This window comes from Rhodospirillales bacterium (assembly GCA_018666775.1).
In the GTDB taxonomy this organism is placed as follows: domain Bacteria; phylum Pseudomonadota; class Alphaproteobacteria; order SMXQ01; family SMXQ01; genus JABIXC01.
The window spans coordinates 145,112-165,085 of record JABIXC010000003.1; the positions used below are offsets into that span (position 1 = coordinate 145,112).

The following is a 19,974-nucleotide window of genomic DNA, read 5'->3' on the forward strand; positions in this document are numbered from 1 at the left end:
TTTTGCCTTGATTGGATTTGCCTCATGAAAACCAGTGACGTGCCAAATGCGGAAATAACGACCGCTGAAGAAATTTCTGAAAATCTGCATAAGGTTCGTGCCCGCATTGATGAAGCTGCCCGCGCCGCTGGGCGCAAGAGCGAAGATATCACCCTTGTTGCTGTCAGCAAGGGCCATGATGAAGCCGCCATTCGTGCAGCGCTAGACGCAGGCCAAAGGGTGTTTGGCGAAAACCGGGTCCAAGAGGCCCAAGCCAAGTGGCCGACACTTAAAGCAACCTATTGCGATGCGCGGGTGCACTTGATCGGGCCGTTGCAAACTAACAAGACAGCCGATGCGCTCGAATTGTTCAATTGCATTGAAACCGTTGATCGCGCACGCCTTGGGTCAAAAATTCGCCTTGAACTGGATCGTTCAGGAAAACCGTCCCCCGATTTTTTACTGCAGGTTAATACGGGGGAAGAACCGCAAAAAGCGGGCGTCGCGCCCGGGGATGTGGATGCCATGGTTAAGGCCATGACAGATGAACATGGCCTAACCCTATCAGGGTTGATGTGCATCCCGCCGGCAACAGAAGAACCGGCAATGCACTTTGCCCTGCTTGCAAAACTTGCGGCGCGGAACAACCTTCAAACCCTTTCTATGGGGATGAGCGGTGACTTTGAAACGGCCATTGCTTTTGGGGCAACCCATGTTCGGGTTGGGACGGCGATCTTTGGGACGCGTGTTCCTAAATCTGGCTAATCAGACTCCGTGATTTCAATGTCATCATTGGGCCCGGTAGCTTCAATCAATTCAACCAGCATTTTTTTTTCCAATGCAATGCAGCCTTCCGTTGGCAGAACTTTGGAAGTTAGCGCATCCGTTTTTGAGACATGAATGAAGATCGCGCTACCTGCATTTTTGATGGGTGGATTGTCGTTATGTCCGATGACGACGACCATGTCGTAAAGGCAATCTTCGCGCCACATTTGTTCAGCGCTGGATGAAAAAGGAAATTGGATGGCTGTGTTGTAGGCCGGGTCTGATGGGTCGTCACACCAGCCGTCGTTTGGTTTGATGATTTGTGTGTGAAGGCTGGTTTGGGGCAAGGCCATTCGATCTGATCGATACAAAACTTTGCGCAGGGCGAAAACGCCAATGGGGGTTTGGCCATCGCCCTCTTGTTTGTGTGCGCTAACACCACCGCGCCCCAGAACACAGGGCACCAGATTGTCGTTCCAGGAAAGGGTGCCAAAATTGGCCCCTTGCCCATGGGGGGTCACGCGAATTCGCATGTCTAGGTTATAGCCTTCGGGGTTGCGTTCAGGAAAGCGCTTAGCGGCGCAAACCGGTTGAGACCAGGCCGGCTGGAATTCCCGCTGGCGTCCCTAAAGGCGCACCATTAGAGGTGGCGCCCGTAATTTCACCCCGCAGTTTGGCCCCATCGCCATAAGCAGTGGTTGCCTTGGCCATGACCTGGGCCGTCAGGCCCTTGGGCCCAGAAACCGGTGCTGTGGGAATCTGCGTATCGCTGCGGGCGGTATTCATCATTTTTACCCAGGCATTGTTGTTGATGTTGCCGCCGGGCCTGAAATAGGGGGAATTGCCACTTTTCATGGAATGCATCAGTCCGGGATTGGCCGCCAATGCCCGGGCTGGCGGCAGGAAGCTATTTCCCTTGCCAGAGATATTGCCCTTAAGCGTCCCAATGGAATCCCCCGAAGCTTGTTTTTTGAGGGTGCTGATGAGGTTTTGCATGTGCTGGTCTGTGGCCGCAGGCGAAAGATCCTTCAGGGCCGGTGTTTGAATGGCGTGTGGCATCTTGGTTGGAAGTTTTGGCGCGTGTTGAACAAATTGTTGCGGACCAGCAATGACATTGGTTGCGATGTTTGTGCCCGTATCGCGCCCCTGGCCGGTAATTTCGGCTACATCTGTGCCGCTGTTTTCGGCGATATCTTCGTCTATTTGGCCATTTTCATCGAACAAAGTGGCGATATGCTCATTGACATCCTTGCCGCTGATTTCTTCAACCACCGTATCGACGATAGAGCCGATTAACCCCGGGATGCCGCCAAACAGGCTGCCGCCGGCGGCCTTGGCGGCTGATCCAATTTCATCACCCGTGATGGCACGGTACAGGGTGTTGACGAGGGGGATGTGCTGCAAGGGGTTGATGGTGTCCAGAATATCGGCAAAGCCGAATTCCTTGTCCTGCCATGGCTGAGCACCCTTCGCCTCGGGTTCTTTTCCGGGAACAAGGCCGTTAAGGGCCCCAAGGGCCGGTGGTTGGGTGTTCAGGATTTGGGACAAGGGCACACTCATGGTTCAAACGCGTTGTTGCCTTTGAAGTACGCAAGGTTGATGCCAGAAAAAACCCCAATGAATTCAATGCCTAAAAATTTATGCGCGCCGCAAACCCGGTAGAAAATGCCCCTATTTCGGCGCTTTAGGCAGATTTTTCGCTTGTATGGTGGGAGATCGACAGGGCCCGTGTCCTAGAACAGGTGTCCGCCCCGGGCCTTTTTGGTCTGAAGATAGGCCTCGTTATGGGCATTGGTGGGAAACACGTGGGCGACACGTTTTTTTATTTCGATACCGCAACGGGTTAGGGCTTCTACTTTTTCCGGGTTGTTGGTCATAAGGGAAACCCGGGTAAAATTCAGGTCACGCAGGATCTCGGCTGCTGGCAGATAGATGCGCTCATCGGCATCAAACCCCAGCTGTTCATTGGCATCCAGTGTATCGGACCCTTGATCTTGAAGATTATAGGCACGCAGCTTGTTGACCAGCCCGATGCCGCGGCCTTCCTGGGCCAGATAAATGAGAATCCCCGCCCCTGCCGCAGAAATTTCTTCAATGGCACCGCGTAGTTGGTCGCCACAGTCACATCTGAGGCTGCCCAACAGGTCGCCGGTAAAACATTCGGAATGCAGCCTTGTCAGAACGCTGTCGCCGGGTTTTGGGTCGCCGATAATAATGGCCAGATGTTCAATGCCGCCATCGGTCGGGCGATAAGCCACGATGCGGGCATCTTCGGCACCGGCCAACGGCACCCTTGCCTGGCTGACGGGGCGGAGCGACCGCGCAGCGCGCTGATCGTATTCGACGATGTTTTGGGCAGCAACGATGAAAAAATCATTGGATTGGGCAAATGTTTTGCCACCATTTTCTGATTCTGAAATGGTTGCGACCAGGGCTGCGGGCAGCAAACGGGCGAGTTTTGTCAAATGGACCGCGGCTTCTGCACAAAGGCGCACATGTTGGTCCAGTGCATCAATAACGGGTGGCAACCGGAATGAAACGGTTGCCCCGGGATCAGCGACATCGCGGACTTCTTGTGCGGCAGAGCCATCGCCAAGTCCCAAAAGAACAGGACCGTCATTGGGATGGTCAATTTTAAGGGCACTGGCGCGTTGGGGGGTTAAGGCCAGGCATCGGTCCCCTTTGGCCAAAACACCCAATTGATCAAGGCTATGGGGTGTTACGGCTTCGGCGGCCTGAACAATCAGCGCAACATCTTGGGAATCGTTGATGACAACGAATCCACCACGGCGCAGTTCGGCCACAGCCCGGTCTACGGCAACCAGAGGGTCGGTGCCGCTCGGGCTTGCCGGTGCATTAGCAGTCGCGGGTTGCGATGATGGGGGCTTTTTTTGATCGGTCATTGATCTGGTGTCTGATAGGCCTTGGCTAGAGATTAAGCTGGCGGTTAATACGTTAAAACAGTGTGTATCACGGGTCTAAACAAAAGGCGATAGGGGCCACATCTTAGCTGTTTTCCTATCCTTCCACATTGTTTCGGCTATGATCGGCACAGTCTAAAGCAGGATTGATACGAATTAGAGAATATAGGGTGAACTATGGCCGGTAAACGCGTTCTTCTTGTCGATGATGACACAGAACTGGTAAACGCCCTTGCAGAACAGCTCCATCTGCATGAGGAATTTGAGACCACGGTTAAGCACACCGGTGGCGAAGGTCTGGAAGCAGCAAAGAATGATCGCTTTGATGCCCTGATTTTGGATGTTGGCTTGCCGGATATGGATGGGCGTGATCTTTGCCGTCTGATGCGCCGCCATGGGGTCAAAGCCCCGATTATTATGCTGACGGGCCAAGATTCAGAAGCCGACACCATTCTGGGCCTGGATTCCGGCGCCAATGATTATGTCACCAAACCGTTCAAGCTGGCTGTTTTGCTGGCACGTCTCAGGGCACAATTTCGCCAGCATGAATTCAGCGAAGAAGCCGTGTTTGCCATTGGCCCCTACAGGTTTGAGCCCGCCCGCAAAATTCTGGTTGATGAAAGCGACAAAAAAATTCGCCTGACCGAAAAAGAAACCGCCATTCTGAAATACCTGTATCGCACGGGCAATCAAGCGGTTAGCCGGGATAAATTACTGGATGAGGTTTGGGGCTACAACGCGGGCATCACGACCCATACGCTGGAAACCCATATTTACCGGTTGCGGCAAAAAATTGAAATTGATCCATCCAATGCCGAAATTCTGATCACAGAAAAAGGCGGCTATCGTCTCGGCTCTTAACACACGGCATTTATGATTTAAGGGTCACCATGACGGGCACATGGTCCGATGGTCGTGGCCATCCGCGTACGTCGCGTAGAATTTCTACAGCTTTGACATCTTTGGAAAGTGCTGGGGTAACCCAGATATGATCAAGGCGCCGCCCCTTGTCGGCGGTGTTCCAATCTTTTGCCCGGTAACTCCACCAGGAATACAGGATTTTTTCTGGCCCAAAAAACTGACGCACCGCATCAACCCAATCGTGCGAGCCTTGCAATCGATCCAGCCGTTCCACTTCCACGGGGGTATGGCTGACAACTTTTAAAAGTTGTTTGTGGGACCAGACATCGCTTTCAAGGGGGGCAATGTTTAAATCCCCAACCAGAACCATTTTGTTCTTGGCACTTGCCTTGGCGGCTTTTCGTTTTGAAAACCAGGCCGTAATTTCATCCAGAAACCGAAGCTTGTGTGCAAATTTTTCATTTTGATCGGGGTCGGGAATATCCCCGCCGGCGGGAATATAAAAATTGTGAATCTCAATCCCGCCCTTCAGGGTGGCAACGGCGTGGCGGGCATCAGATTTGTCACACCATTCAGGTGCCTCAGTGCTTTCAAAAGGAATCTTCGACAAAATCGTGACGCCGTTATAGCCCTTCATGCCCGATGCCAGAATATGTTCCCAGCCCATTGCCTTCAGGGCGTCATAGGGAAAGACTTTATTTTCTGCCTTGGTTTCTTGCAGGCACAAAACATCGGGCTTTGCTGTTTGGGTCAGGCGTTCGACAAGGTCGATACGCAGGCGAACAGAATTGATATTCCAGGTGGCAATCTTAAGGGTCATGGGGTGATGTAAATCTCTTATGCGTGGGGTTTATTCCGAATCAGTTTTTGGTGCCCTAAATTCAAATAATTTTGAATTTAGGGGCATACCGAATTCTGGGTCAATCAGGGAAACCCGTGTTTCGCCCCCCTGGGAATCGATGACTTGCCATTGCAAAAGCTTCAGGGGATTGTCAGAAAAAAGAAATGTAAGAGAGCCCTGTTCCGGTTCATCGCGGTGTACAATGGAGACGCGAATGACGCCTTTTTCATGGACGTAGCGGGTTACTTTCACATCACCGGAAAGGCGAATTTTTTTGCGCACCAAAAACCCGGCCAGCGTGTCATCGATGGGTGTGTAGCTGGGGTGCTCCAGTTCCTTGTCATAGAAGATAAACCATCTGCCGTCGGCAATGATCAGGGCCGGTGATGGGGGCGCGTATTCAATGCGCAATCGACCGGGGCGTTTCATTGCAATGGTGCCCCGTGTAACAGAGCCATCGGCCCCGGCCTGATAAAATTTTGATTGCATGGTGCGAATGGAATCCAGATAACGCTCGACCTTTAAAAGCGCCTCATGGTTACGCCCCTGTACCGTCTGTGCGGTTGCTGGCCCGGCCAGCCCTAGTAGGCCCGCGAATAGGGCCAAAAAAATGAGGGGTGTGAAAAATCGGGTCAGGGTCATGGTTGGGATGCTCGGTTCAAAGGATGGCATGATCAAGGCGCCTCTAAAGGGTGCCGCCGGGCAGGACCTCACGTTTGCCAGCGTGGTTGGCGGAACTGACGACGCCGTCCGCTTCCATCTGATCCATGATGCGTGCCGCCCGGTTGTAGCCGATTTGCAGATGGCGCTGGATAAAGCTGGTAGACGCCCTGCGTTCCCGCAGCACCAAAGATACCGCCTGATCATAAAGGGCATCGTTGTTCCCATTGCCCCCTGCCCCGGCACTGATGTCTGCACTTTCATCGATGGTGACAGCGTCAATATATTCGGGCTCTCCCTGAGACTTCAGGGCAGCGACAATTTTTTCTACTTCCTGATCTGAAACAAACGGGCCGTGGACCCGGGTGATGCGCCCGCCCCCTGCCATGTACAACATGTCGCCCTGTCCCAAAAGCTGTTCGGCCCCGCCTTCGCTTAAGATGGTGCGGCTGTCCACTTTGGAGGTGACCTGGAAACTGACCCGCGTTGGGAAATTCGCCTTGATGGTGCCGGTGATGACATCAACCGATGGCCGTTGGGTTGCCATGATCAGGTGAATGCCTGCGGCCCGCGCCATCTGGCTCAGGCGTTGTATCGTCCCTTCTATTTCTTTGCCCGCAACCATCATCAGATCGGCCATTTCATCCACCACAACGACGATCAGGGGCATGGGTTTCAGGTCCAGGGCATGTTCTTCGATGACGGGCTTTCCGGTTTCAGGATCAAATCCGGTCTGGATACTGCGGGTCAGGGTTTGGCCCTTGTTGCTGGCTTCTGCGACGCGCTGATTATAATTAGCAACATTGCGCACCCCCAATTCAGACATGCTGCGATACCGGTTTTCCATTTCCTTTACGGTCCATTTCAGGGCCACCACCGCCTTGCCCGGTTCCGTCACAACCGGTGCCAATAGATGGGGAATGTCGTCATAGACAGACAGCTCCAGCATTTTGGGATCAATCATGATGAAGCGGCATTCGTCCGGGGTCAGGCGGTATAGAAGGGACAGGATCATGGTGTTAATGGCGACGGATTTACCAGACCCGGTGGTGCCTGCAATCAAGAGATGGGGCATGCGGGCAAGGTCTGCCATGACCGGTGCGCCACCAATGTCTTTGCCCAATACCAATGTCAGTTTGGATGCGGTGCGTTCATACGCTTCAGACGAGAGCAATTCACGAAGCGAAACCATTTCGCGTCGGGCATTGGGCAGTTCAATGCCGATAACATTTTGTCCGGGTACCACGGCAATGCGGACGCTGACCGCACTCATGGAGCGCGCGATATCATCGGCGAGACCAATCACCCTTGATGACTTGATGCCCGCAGCGGGTTCCAGTTCATAAAGGGTCACCACGGGGCCCGGGCGTACTTTCAGGATTTGTCCCTTTACCCCAAAATCTTCCAAAACTCCCATAAGCAACCGGGCATTGGCTTCAAGGGATTCCTTGGCATGTTCAGGCTCAACCACTTGAACCGGGGGCTCGGCCAAAAGATCAAGGGGGGGCAGTTCGTAATTCCCATCACGAACCAGATCCAGCATCGTCTGGCGGCCTTCATCGGCTCGGCGGCCCTGGCGTGCGGGGGTTGATCTGGGGGTTACCAATGGTTCTGTGGGCGCTTCTGGCTTGGGTGTTTCTAAAAGGCTTGAAGGGCCGATGTCTTCATCTGGGGAAAGGGTGACATCTGTTTCGTCAATGTCGATTGCGTTGGGCGCACGATTGGAGCGAAGGCCCATACGGGGTTCTGTCCGGGTCTTTGTCCGGCCCCAATTTCGAATGCCATTGGCGCCAAAATTACGGCCCATTTGCCAACCCGCTGTGGCACGGGCGCCAAGGAATAGTCCGCCAACCCGGGTGCCACGCCACATCGTGCGTCCAAAGGCGCGCCATTCGGCTGGGCTGAAACCAAGGGTGTAAAGGCCCAGCATCAATCCGATGAGAAGAAAGGGCATGCCGATCAAAACAATGGGTAGGCGCAACCCGGTTTCCCCAATCAACCCGGCCGTTTGGCCCAACACAAGCTGACCCAGATAACCGCCCATGCCCGCACGAAGGCTCCAATCAACAGGGGGTGCAAAGCCAGCAGCCCCCATGGCGATAAACAGGAGGGCAAAAGGCATGACCGTAATTTTAAGCCAGGCACGGGGGATGGGCCGTTTGGTAACCACGCGCCATCCCCAGACCAACATGGCGATGCCGGGCAAACTTGCGGCAATGCCCATGGATTGGAGCCCAATATCGGCACCAATAGCACCCCAAATTCCCATGAGATTGGAAACGGTTCCATCAACGGCCTTGTTGAGGGACGGGTCCGTTGATGAAAAGCTGAAGAAAGCAAGCAAGCTTGCCAGGCCAAAAATAAACAGGGCCGCCCCCCCCAGCTCGACCATACGACGACGCAGAAAAGCGGCCACGCTTGCGGGAAGAAATGGGATTTTGCTTACATCGGTGGTGGTTCGCGCCATGGCCTCTTTCGATAAGGGTTGGCCTGGTGTTGGCCTGGTGTTGGGCTTTATAGAGGCAAGTCACTGCCCCCACATCTTGTGGGTCAAAACAATGAACTCACAATACTATCCTCTGGCGCTGTGGAAAAGCCCCTATTAACGCTATCCCCAAATTGGGCTTGATCACGCAAACAAAAGGCGGCACCCACAAAGGGGTGCCGCCTTATGCTCACGGGGTAGGGCGGGTTAGGGCTAGAGATTTACAGCATATAGCCGCGTTCACCATGGGCACGGATGTCCAGGCCTTCTGCTTCTTCTTCTTCATCAACCCGAAGCCCGGTTGTGGCTTTGATGATTTTGACAATGATCCAGGTGACGATGGCCGTCCAGGCAACAACGGCGAGGACGCCAATGGACTGGACCCAAAACTGGCTGGCGATGGTCAATTTGGACAGGCCAAGCCCGCCAAAGGCAGTTGCCCCCAAGATCGCTGTCAGCAATGTGCCGGTGACACCACCCACACCGTGGACAGCAAGAACATCCAGGGCATCGTCGACGCCAAATTTCATTTTGACCAGTCCGACAGACACATAGCAAAGCAGTCCGGCGACCACGCCAATGACAAGGGCCCCGATGGGTCCAACAAAGCCCGATGCTGGTGTGATGGTGGCTAACCCGGCAATGGCCCCGGTGGTAATACCGACCAGGGTGGGCTTGCCGTGTTTGGTCCATTCAATCGCCATCCAGACCAACGCGGCGGTGGCGGCCGAAATATGGGTAACCGTAATGGCCATGCCCGCAGCACCGTCGGCTGCCAATGCCGATCCACCGTTAAATCCAAACCAGCCAACCCACAGCATGGCGGCACCAGACATCACCAGACCGGGGCTGTGGGGTGGGCGCATTTCTGTCGGAAAGCCGCGACGAACGCCCAATTCCTTGGCAATGATCAGGGCAGCCGTGCCACAGGTGGCATGGACCACAAGGCCACCCGCAAAATCTTGAACGCCAAGTTCTGCAAGCCAGCCGCCGCCCCAAACCCAATGGGCGACAGGCCCGTATACCAGAACGACCCAGATCGCGGAAAACAACGCCATGGCAGAAAATTTGATGCGCTCTACATAGGCACCAACGATTAACGCCGGGGTGATGATGGCAAAGGTCATCTGGAACATGAAGAAGACAACTTCAGGCAGGGACCCGGACAAGGTATCGGGGGTAACGCCCAATAAAAACACCTTTCCCGTCCCGCCGATCCAGCTCTGGAGCGCGCCGCCATCACTGAAGGCAAGGCTGTAGACCCCAACGAGCCACAACACGGAAACGATGCAGGCAATGGTGAAACAATGCATCAAAACGCTAAGCACATTCTGGGCACGAACCAGGCCGCCATAAAATAGCGCCAATCCTGGCAGCGTCATGAACAATACCAAAGCGGTAGAGGTCAATATCCATGCGGTATTGGCGCCATCCATTTTTTGTGCGCCTTGGGCCAAAGCATCAGGTACGGCCATGAGCGTGGCCGTCATGATCCCCATAATAAGGGCGGCGAGCATGCGTCTTGTTGACATTAAATTTCCCCTTGTTCTTCTTCTTCAATTTGTTTTGACGCGCATTTATGCACCGCGCCGTTTTGATTTGCCTAAAAACTAATCATTTTGGGATAAAACAGATTTTTGGTTTTATCCGAAACACTTTAAAATTTACCCATATTATCAATGTATTAAGGCGATTTTTGCCAAATTCTAGTTGGTCCAGAACGCCCCGGGATTGATCTCCGGTGCCCCGAACCTCTCTAACACATATCAAATATTGTGCCGAATTTTGAATTCATTGTAATTTCAATAGGTTATTGGAAATATGCCCCCTTGGGAAGGCTTTGAAGCCACCGCGATTTACTGACAATTGCCTAAATTATAGCCAAAAAGAAAAAAAGGCCCGGAAGTTGTGCTTTCCGGGCCAGTTTCGAAGAAGGGGAATAAAATATATCCTCAGGGGTCCTCCCCTGCCTCGATAAATTTACCGGAGCAGGGGAGGCATAGCTTGGTTAGTGAACGCTTTCGCCGTGCTGGGTCTGATCCAGACCCTGCATTTCCTCTTCGTCCGTAACGCGCAGTCCCATAACCATATCGATCCCTTTAAACAGGATGAGCGAGACAGTGCCGCCATAGGCAATGGTGATGAGGATGGCTTTTAACTGAATCCAGACCTGGGCAACGTTGCCTTCCAGGGCGCCGCTGGTTCCACCAATGGTCTTGACTGCGAACACGCCGGTCAGCAATGCGCCGACGATGCCGCCAATGCCATGGATGCCAAAGCAATCGAGGGAATCATCATAGCCAAGGGTGCGTTTCAGGACCGTGGCACCCCAATAACAGATGATGCCGGAAAGGATGCCGATAAAAAGCGCACCCTTTGGATCCACAAAGCCAGCAGCCGGTGTGATGGCAACCAACCCGCCAATGGCACCAGATATAATGCCCAACACGGAAGGTTTTCCCCTGAGGACCCATTCCAGGAACATCCAGGAAAGGGCGGCAGCAGCGGCGGCAATTTGGGTCACGGCCATGGCCATGCCAGCGGTGCCATTGGCAGCGACGGCGGACCCTGCATTGAAGCCGAACCAGCCAACCCACAAAAGGGCGGCACCAATGACGGACAGGACCAGATTATGGGGCGCCATGTTTTCTACGCCGTATCCATTGCGTTTGCCTAAAATGATGGCACCTGCAAGGCCTGCGATGCCTGCGTTGATGTGGACCACGGTGCCGCCAGCAAAATCAAGAACGCCATCTTTTGCCAAAAATCCACCGCCCCAGACCCAATGGGTAATGGGGGCGTAGACGGTGATTAACCACAGGCCAACAAACCACATGAGGGATGAAAACTTTACGCGATCAGCAAGCGAGCCAGCAATCAAGGCAGGGGTAATGATGGCGAAGGTCATCTGAAACACCATGAACACAGATTCAGGGATGGTGCCCGAAAGATCGTTAACACCAAGTCCGGTCAGGAACATTTTGCTGAGATCGCCAACGAGGGCATTGCCGGCGCTAAATGCCAGTGAATAACCAATGACCATCCAAATGATGGTTGCAAGGCAGGTAATGGCAAAACTTTGCATGACGGTTCCCAGCACGTTTTTCTTACGCACCATGCCGCCATAAAAAAGGGCGACACCGGGGATGGTCATCAACAGAACCAGCACGGTTGCGGTCAGCATCCAGGCGGTATCGCCTGTGTCCAGCTTTGGCGGCGCCGTCTGGGCCAGGGCATCGGTGACGCCGAGGGCCAAACTGGCCACGAGGACAAACAGGCCCCCGAAAAGATGTTTGAGATTATTCATTGTTTTCTCCTTCATTGCCCATCCCCTCTAAAGGGCTTCGCCGTCGAGTTCACCGGTACGAATGCGAATGGCCTTGATAATTTCATGAACAAATATTTTGCCGTCGCCGATCTTTCCCGATCCTGCGGCGGTTTGAATGGCTTCGACGACGTTGCCCGTAATGTCGTCGGCAACCGCGACTTCGATTTTAACCTTGGGCAAAAAATCAATGGCGTATTCTGCGCCACGATAAATTTCGGTATGGCCTTTTTGTCGGCCGAATCCCTTGACCTCGGTAACGGTCATGCCTTGAACACCAACTTCTCCGAGGGCGTCGCGGACCGCTTCCAACATGAAGGGCTTGATAATGGCCACGATCATTTTCATGCGTTTTTCCCTTTCGCGTTTGACACTGTCCCGTTATGGGAACGGGTTATTCTTTACAAGTGCCGTGCCGGTTTCTGAGAATTTAGGAAAACTGTTTAATATCAGTTGATTAAAGGGTATGGCAAAGGCGAACATACAATAAAGGCCGCCTAAACGGGGCATAACAGCCTGTTTATTAGGCACAGAAAGATAAACGACTAAATATTAATCACCCAGAATGGTTTTGACCCAAGGTGCCGGACGGGGGACACTGTCAGGGACAGGTAAAAGCAATTGTAGGCCTTCAATAGAGCGATGATAAAAGAACAACAAAAAAGCCAAAAAAGCCCAAAAACGGCTTTAAATGGTGGCAAACCGGCGCCTTGTGATGTTGTCGTCGTTGGTGGGGGCATGGCAGGCATGACCTTTGCCGTGGCTCTGGAATCTGCTGGCCTAACCGTTACGGTTGTGGAACGACTTGATCCTGCCGGGTTTGCGGATGCCGGTTTTGATGGCCGGGTTTCAGCGCTATCATTGGGATCGCGCCAGGTTTTGGAAACCATTGGTTTATGGGAAGCAATGTCTCAGGATGCGGCGCCCATACTGGATATTGACGTGACCGATGGCGGAACGCCCGCATTCCTGCATTTTGATCACAAAGAACTTCACCCTGCTTCAAATGCCCAGCCCATGGGGCATATTGTTGAAAACCGGATTATCCGTCGGGCACAAATGGAAAAATTGCCCTCCCTGTCAGGCCTGAAATTTATGGCCCCTGCGGTTGTTAAAAATATTGAACGGGGAAAAACAGGCGCCAAGGTGTGCCTTGATGATGGCACGGTGATAACGGCGCGATTGGTTGTGGCGGCGGACGGGCGGGCATCACGATTGCGCAACGGCGCAAAAATAAACACGACATCGTGGCAATATGATCAATCCGCCATTGTGACAACCGTGATCCATGACCAGCCCCATCTGGGTGTGGCGTACGAAAAATTTTTGGCACCAGGGCCCTTTGCGATTTTGCCAATGACCGATGATTTAGATGGCCATCACCGATCATCGATCGTGTGGAGTGACCGAAGCGATCTGGTCCCGGCATTTTTAAAATTAAATGAATCCGATTTTAATGGCGAACTTGCGCGCCGGTTCGGCGACCATCTGGGCCGCGTGTGTGCAACGGGTCCACGCTGGTCTTATCCCTTGGGGCTTAGTCTGGCTGAAACGTATATTGCAGATCGCCTGGCATTAATTGGGGATGCGGCCCATGCCATCCATCCCATTGCGGGCCAAGGCCTCAACCTTGGCATCCGCGATGCAGCCGCGCTCGCAGAGGTGGTGGTGGACGCCTCCAGGCTTGGGCTTGATATCGGTATGAAAACGGTTTTAGAAGATTATCAACACTGGCGCGGTTTTGATGCGGTCGCATTGGCCGGGGCGACAGATATATTAAACCGGTTGTTCTCAACCAATAATGCGCCCTTGCGTTTGTTTCGGGGTGTGGGGATTGATGTTGTCAATGCCATCGGTCCGGCGCGCCGGTTGTTTATGCGTGAAGCCATGGGCATCACCGGCGACCTGCCCCGGTTGGTTCGGGGGGACGTGCTTTAAAAAATTTAAAGGTTACGCATCATCCAGCTTGCGGGCTTCATCGGCCAGCATGACAGGGATGCCATCACGGATAGGATAGGCAAGCCCCGCGCGCTTTGAAATCAGCTCTTGGGCATTCGCGTCATAATCAAGTGGCCCCTTGGTCAGGGGACAAACAAGAATTTCAAGAAGCTTTGGGTCAACTGTATTGGTGTCGTCAGAGGATGCCATGATCAGGTTCCATTATAAAAATTAATGCCGGGTGCCAGCACCACCATCGTCTAAAACGCCGGACATTTCCAGCACGGATAGTAATACGTGCATTCTGGCCTCTGTGTCTTGGGCCTCAAGCAGGGCTTGTTTTTCCGATGCATCAAAGGGGCAAGCCATGGATAGAAACGTTACCAGTTCAGTGGTTTCCATTTTGCGCAGTGTCGCCCAATCTGGCTGAATGCCCTGTAGGGTAAAGTAATGTTCAAGCGCGCCCAGAAGCCGCGTGCTTGCCGCCCCCCCGGAGGTAGGGGTTTCCATGTCCGCACGAAAAGGGCCAAAATCCGGGCGCACCCGGCGATAGCCATTTTCAAGGGCGAGTTCATCGGCAATATGAAAACGCGCAATCCCTGAAAGGGTGATTTGATAACACCCGTCATCGGTTTCGGCGAAGTTGGTGATGCGCCCGGCGCAACCCGTGGGATAAATTTCTGGCCCCACCCGACCGTTCTCTTGTCCGGGTGTCAGTGGGTTGCGGATGTCAGGGCCACCGATGGGTTGAATCATTCCGATTAAACGGGTTTGGGTTCGGATGGCATCGCGGGTCATGGCAAGATAGCGCGGTTCAAATATATTCAGTGGCAGCATCCCGCCTGGTAACAGCAACACACCGGCCAGAGGAAAGATCGGAATGATCTCCGCCAGATCTTCGAAACGAGGTGCAAAAGGATCGTCGCTCACGATGGCCTCTAGGAAAATAAAAGCGTTGAAAGGCGGGTGCGTCCATCCTGGGTTAATTCATCATCGCCACCCCAGGCATCAAACATTTTGAACAATTGAAGTCTGGCCGCGCCATCGTTCCATTCGCGGTTGCGGCGAACAAGTTCCAAAAGTTCATCCACGGCACCGGCCCGATCATCGGCTGCGAACCGTGCCATTGCCAGATCAAACCGTGCTTGATGATCATCAGGGTTTGTCGCCAGCTTCGCTTCGAATTCATCTGTTTCACCGGCATCGCCACTTTGGGTCGCAAGATCCAATGCACTTTTGGCGGCGACCACATCGGCGTGGCTGGCCTTGTCTTCGGGGATTGAATCAATCAGGCCCTGGGCCGCCTCAATTTCACCCGCAGCAATATAACAGCGCGCAAGCCCGGCCAGGGCTTCGACACTTTCATCATCAAGTTCCAAAGCCTGGGCGAACAATTGCATCGCGTTGCCATCATCTTTTTTGGCCAACGCTTCTTTGGCCTTCTCGATGATTTGGCCCGCTGTGGGCTCTCCCTGGGTTTCTAACCCGGCTTTGGCCGCGCCTTCGATGACCCGGTCGAGGAAGGCTTTCAATTCACTTTCCGGCAAGGCACCAGAAAACCCGTCAAGGGGCCGGCCCTGAACGAAGGCATAAACCATCGGGACAGACTGGACGCGCAATTGTTGGGCCAGCTGTTGGTTATCATCAATGTTGATTTTGACCAGACGCACGCTGCCCCCGGCAGCGGTGACCAGCTTTTCCAACATTGGGCCTAATTGTTTGCACGGTTCGCACCAAGGTGCCCAGAAATCTACGATAACGGGGATCTTCTGACTGGCCTCAATGACTTCGGCGGCAAAAGAGGCTGTATCGACATCACGGACCAATGCCCCATTGTCTGTGTTTTCGGCAATGGGCGTCTCGCCGTTACCCGTATCTCCGATTATGGTATTCATCGTGCTGTAATTTCCTCATTTTCTTGGATTTTTGCGTTTTGCGGGCCATTTTGGGTGTTCCACCCTATCAAATGGGGTCCCACGGGCCGAAGGTCAACCAATATGCTTTGTACCATAACGTGGTGGATAGGCGGGTAAAAGGTGGGGCAGAGGGCATTTTTTGCAGTTCATTTGCCGTTCTGTGGAAAAGACAGAGAGAGGGCTTGCAAAGCCGGGTTCTTTTATTATGATCGCGGGCCTTCCCAATATGGCCAGTTTGGTCATATCCTTTGGGGAAAATATGGATGCGGGCGTAGCTCAGGGGTAGAGCACAACCTTGCCAAGGTTGGGGTCGAGAGTTCGAATCTCTTCGCCCGCTCCAATATTTCTGCCAAACGGGTGCTGTGGTTGCTCGCTACTTGTGGGGGCCCATTTGTGGGTGATTGTGAAGATGCCTGAATTGATCAGCGAAGAATACCGGCGACAACAGGAAAAACTGCACGAAAACCCGGATTACGGGCTTGCTTCTGTGGTAACGGCTCCGATGTTAGCGGAACTTGTTGTAAAGAATAACATTCAACACATTCTGGATTATGGGGCAGGCAAGGGCCGACTAGGCGAGATCTGTAAGGAAAAACTATCCCCCTGTCCTAAATTTCACCACTACGACCCAGCGATCCCTAAATGGTCGGGGAAACCGGAACCGCGCGAATTGGTTGCTTGCATTGATGTGTTGGAACATATCGAGCCCAATTGTCTCGATAGCGTCTTGGACGATCTTCAGCGTGTTACACAGAAAATCGGTTTTTTCACAGTGCATGGCGGCCCGGCGGGTAAAAACCTACCTGATGGACGCAACGCCCATCTTATTCAGGAACGGGCTGGTTTTTGGCTTCCAAAATTTATGGAATGGTTTGAATTGCATATGTTCCAGCGGATCGATGAAAACCGATTTGTCATCGCCGTTGGCGTATTGGCCCCAAAGCCCAAAAACTGATGTCTGTCTGGTTTAGCCTGTAACCCCCGATCTCGGGCCAGGGGTTTTTTTTACTGCCAAATCTGCTACACTCCTCTAACGCTTAACAAGCAGAGGAGGAAAACCATGCTTGTGGATACTGTTCTCCGTTTAAAGGGTAGTAGCGTTGTTACCGCATCTCCAGAAACGCCTATTGGCGAAATTGCACGCCTGCTTCATGACGCCCGTATTGGCGCCGTGGTTATCAGTGCCGATGATAAAACGCCCGATGGCATTTTATCCGAAAGGGATATTGTTGCGGCAATCGCCACAGAAGGCTCAACGGCCCTGGACCATAAGGCATCTGAATTGATGACGTGCGAGGTGATCACCTGTGCGCCCGGTGATGGGGTGGCGGGATTGATGGATGTTATGACCCAAAACCGTATTCGCCATTTGCCAGTGATGGCCAATGGTGCCTTGTGCGGCATGATGTCTATCGGTGATGTGGTGAAATGCCATGTCGATGAAATCGAACACGAAGCCGAAGCCCTTAGGGCTTACGTCGCACAATAAGAGCGCAAGAATTTGGTGTTTTAGAATGGCGCGATGATGGTCTTTACAAAGGGGCTTAAAACATTATCGCATAAACAGAGCGCCTTGATCTGGCTCAAGCTCGCGGCAATGAACTGGCCATCATAGGGTTGGGCCAGTGCGTCGATATCGGGCACCAGAAGAATCCGGTTTTCATTCGTCTTGCGCCAAAAACGCCCCCCTTCTTCATTGTGGCTGGCGGTGTATAGGGTAATGACTTCGCCATCATCCAAAAGAAGCTCCCCCAGTGGGGGCAGTTTTCCCTTATGGGCTTGGCGCAGGTTGCTTCGGGTTGCCTGAATGGTTGGTGAAAGTTGCAGGTAGCCAATATTGCCGGGCTCGGGTTTCGCTTGAAGCAGAAAATATATCTCATCACCCCGTAACCCGCAGGCAAGGGCGAGGATGCCGCCGTCTGGTTGGGTGATAATGGGTTGGTCCCATTCTGCAACTTCGCGCGCGGTTCCTGCCTTGGTCCGCACACCGTTGATGGCAAAAAATTGCCCCGATTCATGGCTGAGCGCACCAGATTGAGGATCATTGTGCCAACCATGGAGTTCGGAAAGTGGCACCAGGCTCGCTTCGAATTTAAGATTCTCTCGGCGTTGTTCCAGATGATCGATGATGGGTTGCGGATCGGTTGGCTCTGTCTGAGCACTGATGCGCAGACCGTTACGGAAATCATCCAGATTATGGATTGGCAGGGTCATGACAGGGTTTCCAAAATTTCAAGCAGCGCAGAACACACCTGCTCTTGATCGGCTTTGGCAAATGCTGGGTACATTGGCAGCGAGAAAATCTCCCGCGCGGCTTTTTCGGTTTCAGGTAGATCGCCCTCTTTATATCCCAATTTGGCGTAAGCCTTCATGGTGTGAATGGGCCAGGGGTAGCTGATGTTGAGCATGATATCGCGTTGGGCAAGTGATTCGATAATCGCGTCACGTTTAGGGTGCCGGACGACATAAAGATACCATGCGTGTTGGTTCCCCGGCGCCGTTGTCGGCAGGACAAGGCCCCCCGATTGCAGGTCTGTTTGGTACCGTGCGGCGATCGCAGTGCGTTGGGCAACCCATGTTTCGATATGGCGGAGCTTGATTGAAAGAATGGCGGCCTGAACTTCATCAAGCCGGGAATTATAGCCATTTTCTTCCGCGTAATACCGCCCCTTCATGCCATACATGCGTAAAGACCGGGCATGTTCCAGCAACGCCGGATCAGATGCGGTGATCATGCCGCCATCACCATAGGCACCCAGAACCTTGGTTGGATAAAATGACCATGCACTTATGTCGCCAAAGGTTCCGGCGCGCTGGCCATTGTGCGCCGCCCCGGTGCATTGCGCACAATCTTCCAGCACGAAAAGACCATGTTTCTTTGCTGTTGATGTAATGGAGTCCATGTCGCCGCATTGTCCATAAAGGTGGACGGGTAACACGCATTTTGTTTTCTCTGTCACCGCGCCAGCCAGAAGCCCCGCGTTCATTTGATAGGTGTCGGGATCAATATCAATAAAGCGTGGGCGTGCCCCGGCCGCGATGATGGCAGCCACGGTTGGCACGGCTGTATTGGCAACGGTGATCACCTCGTCTCCGGGCCCAATACCAAGTGTTTTTAAGCCCAAAAACAGCGCGTCAGTCCCACTGTTAACGCCGACGCCGGGGGTGTCTAAATTACAAAAATCAGAAAATTCACGTTCAAATGCCGCGACATGTTCTCCTAAAATAAGGCGGCCTGATTTAAACACACCATCAACAGCGGCAAGAATTTCTTCTCGCAGCTCCTTGTATTCATCACGATAGTCCCAAACACCAATGGTCATTAAACACTCTCTTTTATGTGTGACCGAAGACCATCACAGAACCGGGCATCTTGAAGAAGTGCCGAATGAAATTCGGCCGATGCATTGGTTTCTATGCCATTCAGAACACGATTGATCATAGCGGTGAAACAATCGCCGGGCGATGATGTGATTGTTTCGAATGCATTGTTTCTGCGAATTCCAATTTCCAATGCCATGTCTGGCGGCGGGGTAAAAACCCGATCAAGTTTGATGGCAAGCCCATGCCCGGTCCCTTGAATCCAGTTTTGATATTCCGTGTCAAAACCAAACGTTCCTGAAAAAATTCCGCCACCCGCATATACGGCCGTCACAGAAAACGCTGTTTCTACTTTTTTGTCATCACTGTGGGATAAGGCGTAACAGGTCATTTCAAGGGGGTCTATTTTAAAAAAATACCGACAAGTTGCCGCGGCATAAGGCCCCAGATCATTGATGGCACCCCCACCATTGGGATCATATCGAAAGTTATCTTTGGGCAGGGGTGGAAATGAAAAACAGGCATGTATTCTATAGGGTTGGTTCGGGCCACGAGGAATGGCGGATAGATCCGCAATCCGGGGGTGATCCAGAAAGACAGTTGCCTCAGCAAATATGACGTTCTTTGATTCTGCCAATGTAACAAGTCGCTCCGCGTCTTTGAGATTGAGCGTAGCGGGCTTATCGGCGATGACGTGTCGGCCCGTTTCAAGGGCGGCTTTTATAGCATCTGTATGGGCGCTGTTTTCAAGGGAAACATAAACGATTTCTGCCGCGCTTTCAGCCAGAGCAACGTCGATGCTGTCATAGACCGTGCCGTCTTGGGAAATCAGGTTTGGTGCGGCGTCTGATTTGTGCCGACTGGCAATATCAATGCCGTCAATACAGGGGATTGATTTTAATGCCGGGATGACGCGGCGGCTGGCAATTGATGAGCACCCCAGGATAAGCACTCTCATTTAA

Annotated in this window: 20 protein-coding genes and 1 tRNA gene; 6 read left to right on the forward strand and 15 right to left on the reverse strand. The window is 53.0% G+C overall.

The window, feature by feature from the left end; all coding sequences use genetic code 11:
- Positions 1–24 precede the first annotated feature (24 nt).
- On the forward strand, positions 25–744 hold the full coding sequence (locus tag HOJ08_01275) for a YggS family pyridoxal phosphate-dependent enzyme (protein MBT5672069.1): 720 nt from the start codon (positions 25–27) through the stop codon (positions 742–744).
- Here HOJ08_01275 and HOJ08_01280 read toward each other — a convergent pair.
- The 3 genes from HOJ08_01280 to ribA all read right to left on the reverse strand — a co-directional run bounded on the left by HOJ08_01280 (position 741) and on the right by ribA (position 3,647).
- Positions 741–1,277, reverse strand: coding sequence for a L,D-transpeptidase family protein (locus HOJ08_01280; GenBank protein MBT5672070.1), 537 nt, complete (start codon positions 1,275–1,277; stop codon positions 741–743). The two genes, HOJ08_01275 and HOJ08_01280, sit on opposite strands and share 4 nt — an antisense overlap.
- Before the next feature lie 40 nt (positions 1,278–1,317).
- Positions 1,318–2,304: a hypothetical protein gene (locus HOJ08_01285; GenBank protein MBT5672071.1), complete on the reverse strand. Its 987-nt coding sequence runs from the start codon at positions 2,302–2,304 to the stop codon at positions 1,318–1,320.
- A gap of 173 nt (positions 2,305–2,477) precedes the next feature.
- The gene (ribA, locus tag HOJ08_01290) at positions 2,478–3,647 is read right to left on the reverse strand and encodes a GTP cyclohydrolase II (GenBank protein MBT5672072.1); all 1,170 of its coding nucleotides are present in this window, start codon (positions 3,645–3,647) and stop codon (positions 2,478–2,480) included.
- 195 nt (positions 3,648–3,842) lie between these two features.
- Here ribA and HOJ08_01295 point away from each other — a divergent pair, with 195 nt between their 5' ends.
- Positions 3,843–4,526 carry a response regulator transcription factor gene (locus HOJ08_01295; GenBank protein ID MBT5672073.1) on the forward strand — a complete coding sequence of 228 codons (684 nt, stop codon included), beginning with the start codon at positions 3,843–3,845 and terminating at the stop codon, positions 4,524–4,526.
- A 10-nt stretch (positions 4,527–4,536) separates the two neighbouring features.
- Here the strand turns inward: HOJ08_01295 and HOJ08_01300 are convergent, their stop codons facing one another.
- The 6 genes from HOJ08_01300 to HOJ08_01325 form a co-directional block, all read right to left on the reverse strand.
- Positions 4,537–5,346, reverse strand: a complete 810-nt coding sequence (locus HOJ08_01300; GenBank protein MBT5672074.1) for an exodeoxyribonuclease III — start codon at positions 5,344–5,346, stop codon at positions 4,537–4,539.
- A gap of 30 nt (positions 5,347–5,376) precedes the next feature.
- Positions 5,377–6,039, reverse strand: coding sequence for an outer membrane lipoprotein carrier protein LolA (locus HOJ08_01305; protein ID MBT5672075.1), 663 nt, complete (start codon positions 6,037–6,039; stop codon positions 5,377–5,379).
- Between the two features lie 13 nt (positions 6,040–6,052).
- Positions 6,053–8,494, reverse strand: coding sequence for a cell division protein FtsK (locus tag HOJ08_01310; GenBank protein ID MBT5672076.1), 2,442 nt, complete (start codon positions 8,492–8,494; stop codon positions 6,053–6,055).
- Between the two features lie 239 nt (positions 8,495–8,733).
- A complete protein-coding gene (locus tag HOJ08_01315) occupies positions 8,734–10,011 on the reverse strand; it encodes an ammonium transporter (GenBank protein ID MBT5672077.1) in 1,278 nt (425 codons plus the stop codon).
- Between the two features lie 509 nt (positions 10,012–10,520).
- Positions 10,521–11,819, reverse strand: coding sequence for an ammonium transporter (locus HOJ08_01320; GenBank protein ID MBT5672078.1), 1,299 nt, complete (start codon positions 11,817–11,819; stop codon positions 10,521–10,523).
- A gap of 27 nt (positions 11,820–11,846) precedes the next feature.
- A complete protein-coding gene (locus HOJ08_01325; GenBank protein ID MBT5672079.1) occupies positions 11,847–12,185 on the reverse strand; it encodes a P-II family nitrogen regulator in 339 nt (112 codons plus the stop codon).
- Between the two features lie 294 nt (positions 12,186–12,479).
- Here HOJ08_01325 and HOJ08_01330 point away from each other — a divergent pair, with 294 nt between their 5' ends.
- Positions 12,480–13,775, forward strand: coding sequence for a UbiH/UbiF/VisC/COQ6 family ubiquinone biosynthesis hydroxylase (locus tag HOJ08_01330; GenBank protein MBT5672080.1), 1,296 nt, complete (start codon positions 12,480–12,482; stop codon positions 13,773–13,775).
- 12 nt (positions 13,776–13,787) lie between these two features.
- On the opposite strand, the gene HOJ08_01335 is transcribed toward HOJ08_01330, so the two are convergent.
- From HOJ08_01335 to HOJ08_01345, 3 genes are read right to left on the reverse strand one after another with little or no spacing between them, the layout of a single operon-like run.
- A complete protein-coding gene (locus HOJ08_01335; protein ID MBT5672081.1) occupies positions 13,788–13,985 on the reverse strand; it encodes a Trm112 family protein in 198 nt (65 codons plus the stop codon).
- A 21-nt stretch (positions 13,986–14,006) separates the two neighbouring features.
- Positions 14,007–14,660 carry a peptidase S16 gene (locus HOJ08_01340; protein ID MBT5672082.1) on the reverse strand — a complete coding sequence of 218 codons (654 nt, stop codon included), beginning with the start codon at positions 14,658–14,660 and terminating at the stop codon, positions 14,007–14,009.
- 53 nt (positions 14,661–14,713) lie between these two features.
- Positions 14,714–15,670: a co-chaperone YbbN gene (locus tag HOJ08_01345; protein ID MBT5672083.1), complete on the reverse strand. Its 957-nt coding sequence runs from the start codon at positions 15,668–15,670 to the stop codon at positions 14,714–14,716.
- Between the two features lie 286 nt (positions 15,671–15,956).
- Here HOJ08_01345 and HOJ08_01350 point away from each other — a divergent pair.
- The 3 genes from HOJ08_01350 to HOJ08_01360 all read left to right on the forward strand — a co-directional run bounded on the left by HOJ08_01350 (position 15,957) and on the right by HOJ08_01360 (position 17,180).
- Positions 15,957–16,031, forward strand: a tRNA-Gly gene (locus tag HOJ08_01350).
- A gap of 69 nt (positions 16,032–16,100) precedes the next feature.
- Positions 16,101–16,646, forward strand: coding sequence for a hypothetical protein (locus tag HOJ08_01355; GenBank protein ID MBT5672084.1), 546 nt, complete (start codon positions 16,101–16,103; stop codon positions 16,644–16,646).
- A 105-nt stretch (positions 16,647–16,751) separates the two neighbouring features.
- Positions 16,752–17,180, forward strand: coding sequence for a CBS domain-containing protein (locus HOJ08_01360; GenBank protein ID MBT5672085.1), 429 nt, complete (start codon positions 16,752–16,754; stop codon positions 17,178–17,180).
- 20 nt (positions 17,181–17,200) lie between these two features.
- On the opposite strand, the gene HOJ08_01365 is transcribed toward HOJ08_01360, so the two are convergent.
- Genes HOJ08_01365 through HOJ08_01375 form a run of 3 tightly spaced genes read right to left on the reverse strand, consistent with a single transcriptional unit; the run spans position 17,201 to position 19,970 of the window.
- Complete coding sequence (locus tag HOJ08_01365; protein MBT5672086.1) at positions 17,201–17,905, reverse strand: hypothetical protein; 705 nt, start codon at positions 17,903–17,905, stop codon at positions 17,201–17,203.
- A complete protein-coding gene (locus HOJ08_01370; protein ID MBT5672087.1) occupies positions 17,902–19,014 on the reverse strand; it encodes a DegT/DnrJ/EryC1/StrS family aminotransferase in 1,113 nt (370 codons plus the stop codon). The genes HOJ08_01365 and HOJ08_01370 overlap by 4 nt, the downstream gene beginning before the upstream one ends.
- On the reverse strand, positions 19,014–19,970 hold the full coding sequence (locus HOJ08_01375) for a Gfo/Idh/MocA family oxidoreductase (GenBank protein MBT5672088.1): 957 nt from the start codon (positions 19,968–19,970) through the stop codon (positions 19,014–19,016). The genes HOJ08_01370 and HOJ08_01375 overlap by 1 nt, the downstream gene beginning before the upstream one ends.
- Positions 19,971–19,974 lie beyond the last annotated feature (4 nt).

Coding starts and splice junctions, on each gene's coding strand:
- HOJ08_01275 (MBT5672069.1), top strand. CDS start 25: ATGAAAACCAGTGACGTGCCAAATGCGGAAATAACGACCGCTGAAGAA.
- HOJ08_01280 (MBT5672070.1), bottom strand. CDS start 1,277: ATGCGAATTCGCGTGACCCCCCATGGGCAAGGGGCCAATTTTGGCACC.
- HOJ08_01285 (MBT5672071.1), bottom strand. CDS start 2,304: ATGAGTGTGCCCTTGTCCCAAATCCTGAACACCCAACCACCGGCCCTT.
- ribA (MBT5672072.1), bottom strand. CDS start 3,647: ATGACCGATCAAAAAAAGCCCCCATCATCGCAACCCGCGACTGCTAAT.
- HOJ08_01295 (MBT5672073.1), top strand. CDS start 3,843: ATGGCCGGTAAACGCGTTCTTCTTGTCGATGATGACACAGAACTGGTA.
- HOJ08_01300 (MBT5672074.1), bottom strand. CDS start 5,346: ATGACCCTTAAGATTGCCACCTGGAATATCAATTCTGTTCGCCTGCGT.
- HOJ08_01305 (MBT5672075.1), bottom strand. CDS start 6,039: ATGCCATCCTTTGAACCGAGCATCCCAACCATGACCCTGACCCGATTT.
- HOJ08_01310 (MBT5672076.1), bottom strand. CDS start 8,494: ATGGCGCGAACCACCACCGATGTAAGCAAAATCCCATTTCTTCCCGCA.
- HOJ08_01315 (MBT5672077.1), bottom strand. CDS start 10,011: ATGGGGATCATGACGGCCACGCTCATGGCCGTACCTGATGCTTTGGCC.
- HOJ08_01320 (MBT5672078.1), bottom strand. CDS start 11,819: ATGAATAATCTCAAACATCTTTTCGGGGGCCTGTTTGTCCTCGTGGCC.
- HOJ08_01325 (MBT5672079.1), bottom strand. CDS start 12,185: ATGAAAATGATCGTGGCCATTATCAAGCCCTTCATGTTGGAAGCGGTC.
- HOJ08_01330 (MBT5672080.1), top strand. CDS start 12,480: ATGATAAAAGAACAACAAAAAAGCCAAAAAAGCCCAAAAACGGCTTTA.
- HOJ08_01335 (MBT5672081.1), bottom strand. CDS start 13,985: ATGGCATCCTCTGACGACACCAATACAGTTGACCCAAAGCTTCTTGAA.
- HOJ08_01345 (MBT5672083.1), bottom strand. CDS start 15,670: ATGAATACCATAATCGGAGATACGGGTAACGGCGAGACGCCCATTGCC.
- HOJ08_01355 (MBT5672084.1), top strand. CDS start 16,101: ATGCCTGAATTGATCAGCGAAGAATACCGGCGACAACAGGAAAAACTG.
- HOJ08_01360 (MBT5672085.1), top strand. CDS start 16,752: ATGCTTGTGGATACTGTTCTCCGTTTAAAGGGTAGTAGCGTTGTTACC.
- HOJ08_01365 (MBT5672086.1), bottom strand. CDS start 17,905: ATGACCCTGCCAATCCATAATCTGGATGATTTCCGTAACGGTCTGCGC.
- HOJ08_01370 (MBT5672087.1), bottom strand. CDS start 19,014: ATGACCATTGGTGTTTGGGACTATCGTGATGAATACAAGGAGCTGCGA.
- HOJ08_01375 (MBT5672088.1), bottom strand. CDS start 19,970: ATGAGAGTGCTTATCCTGGGGTGCTCATCAATTGCCAGCCGCCGCGTC.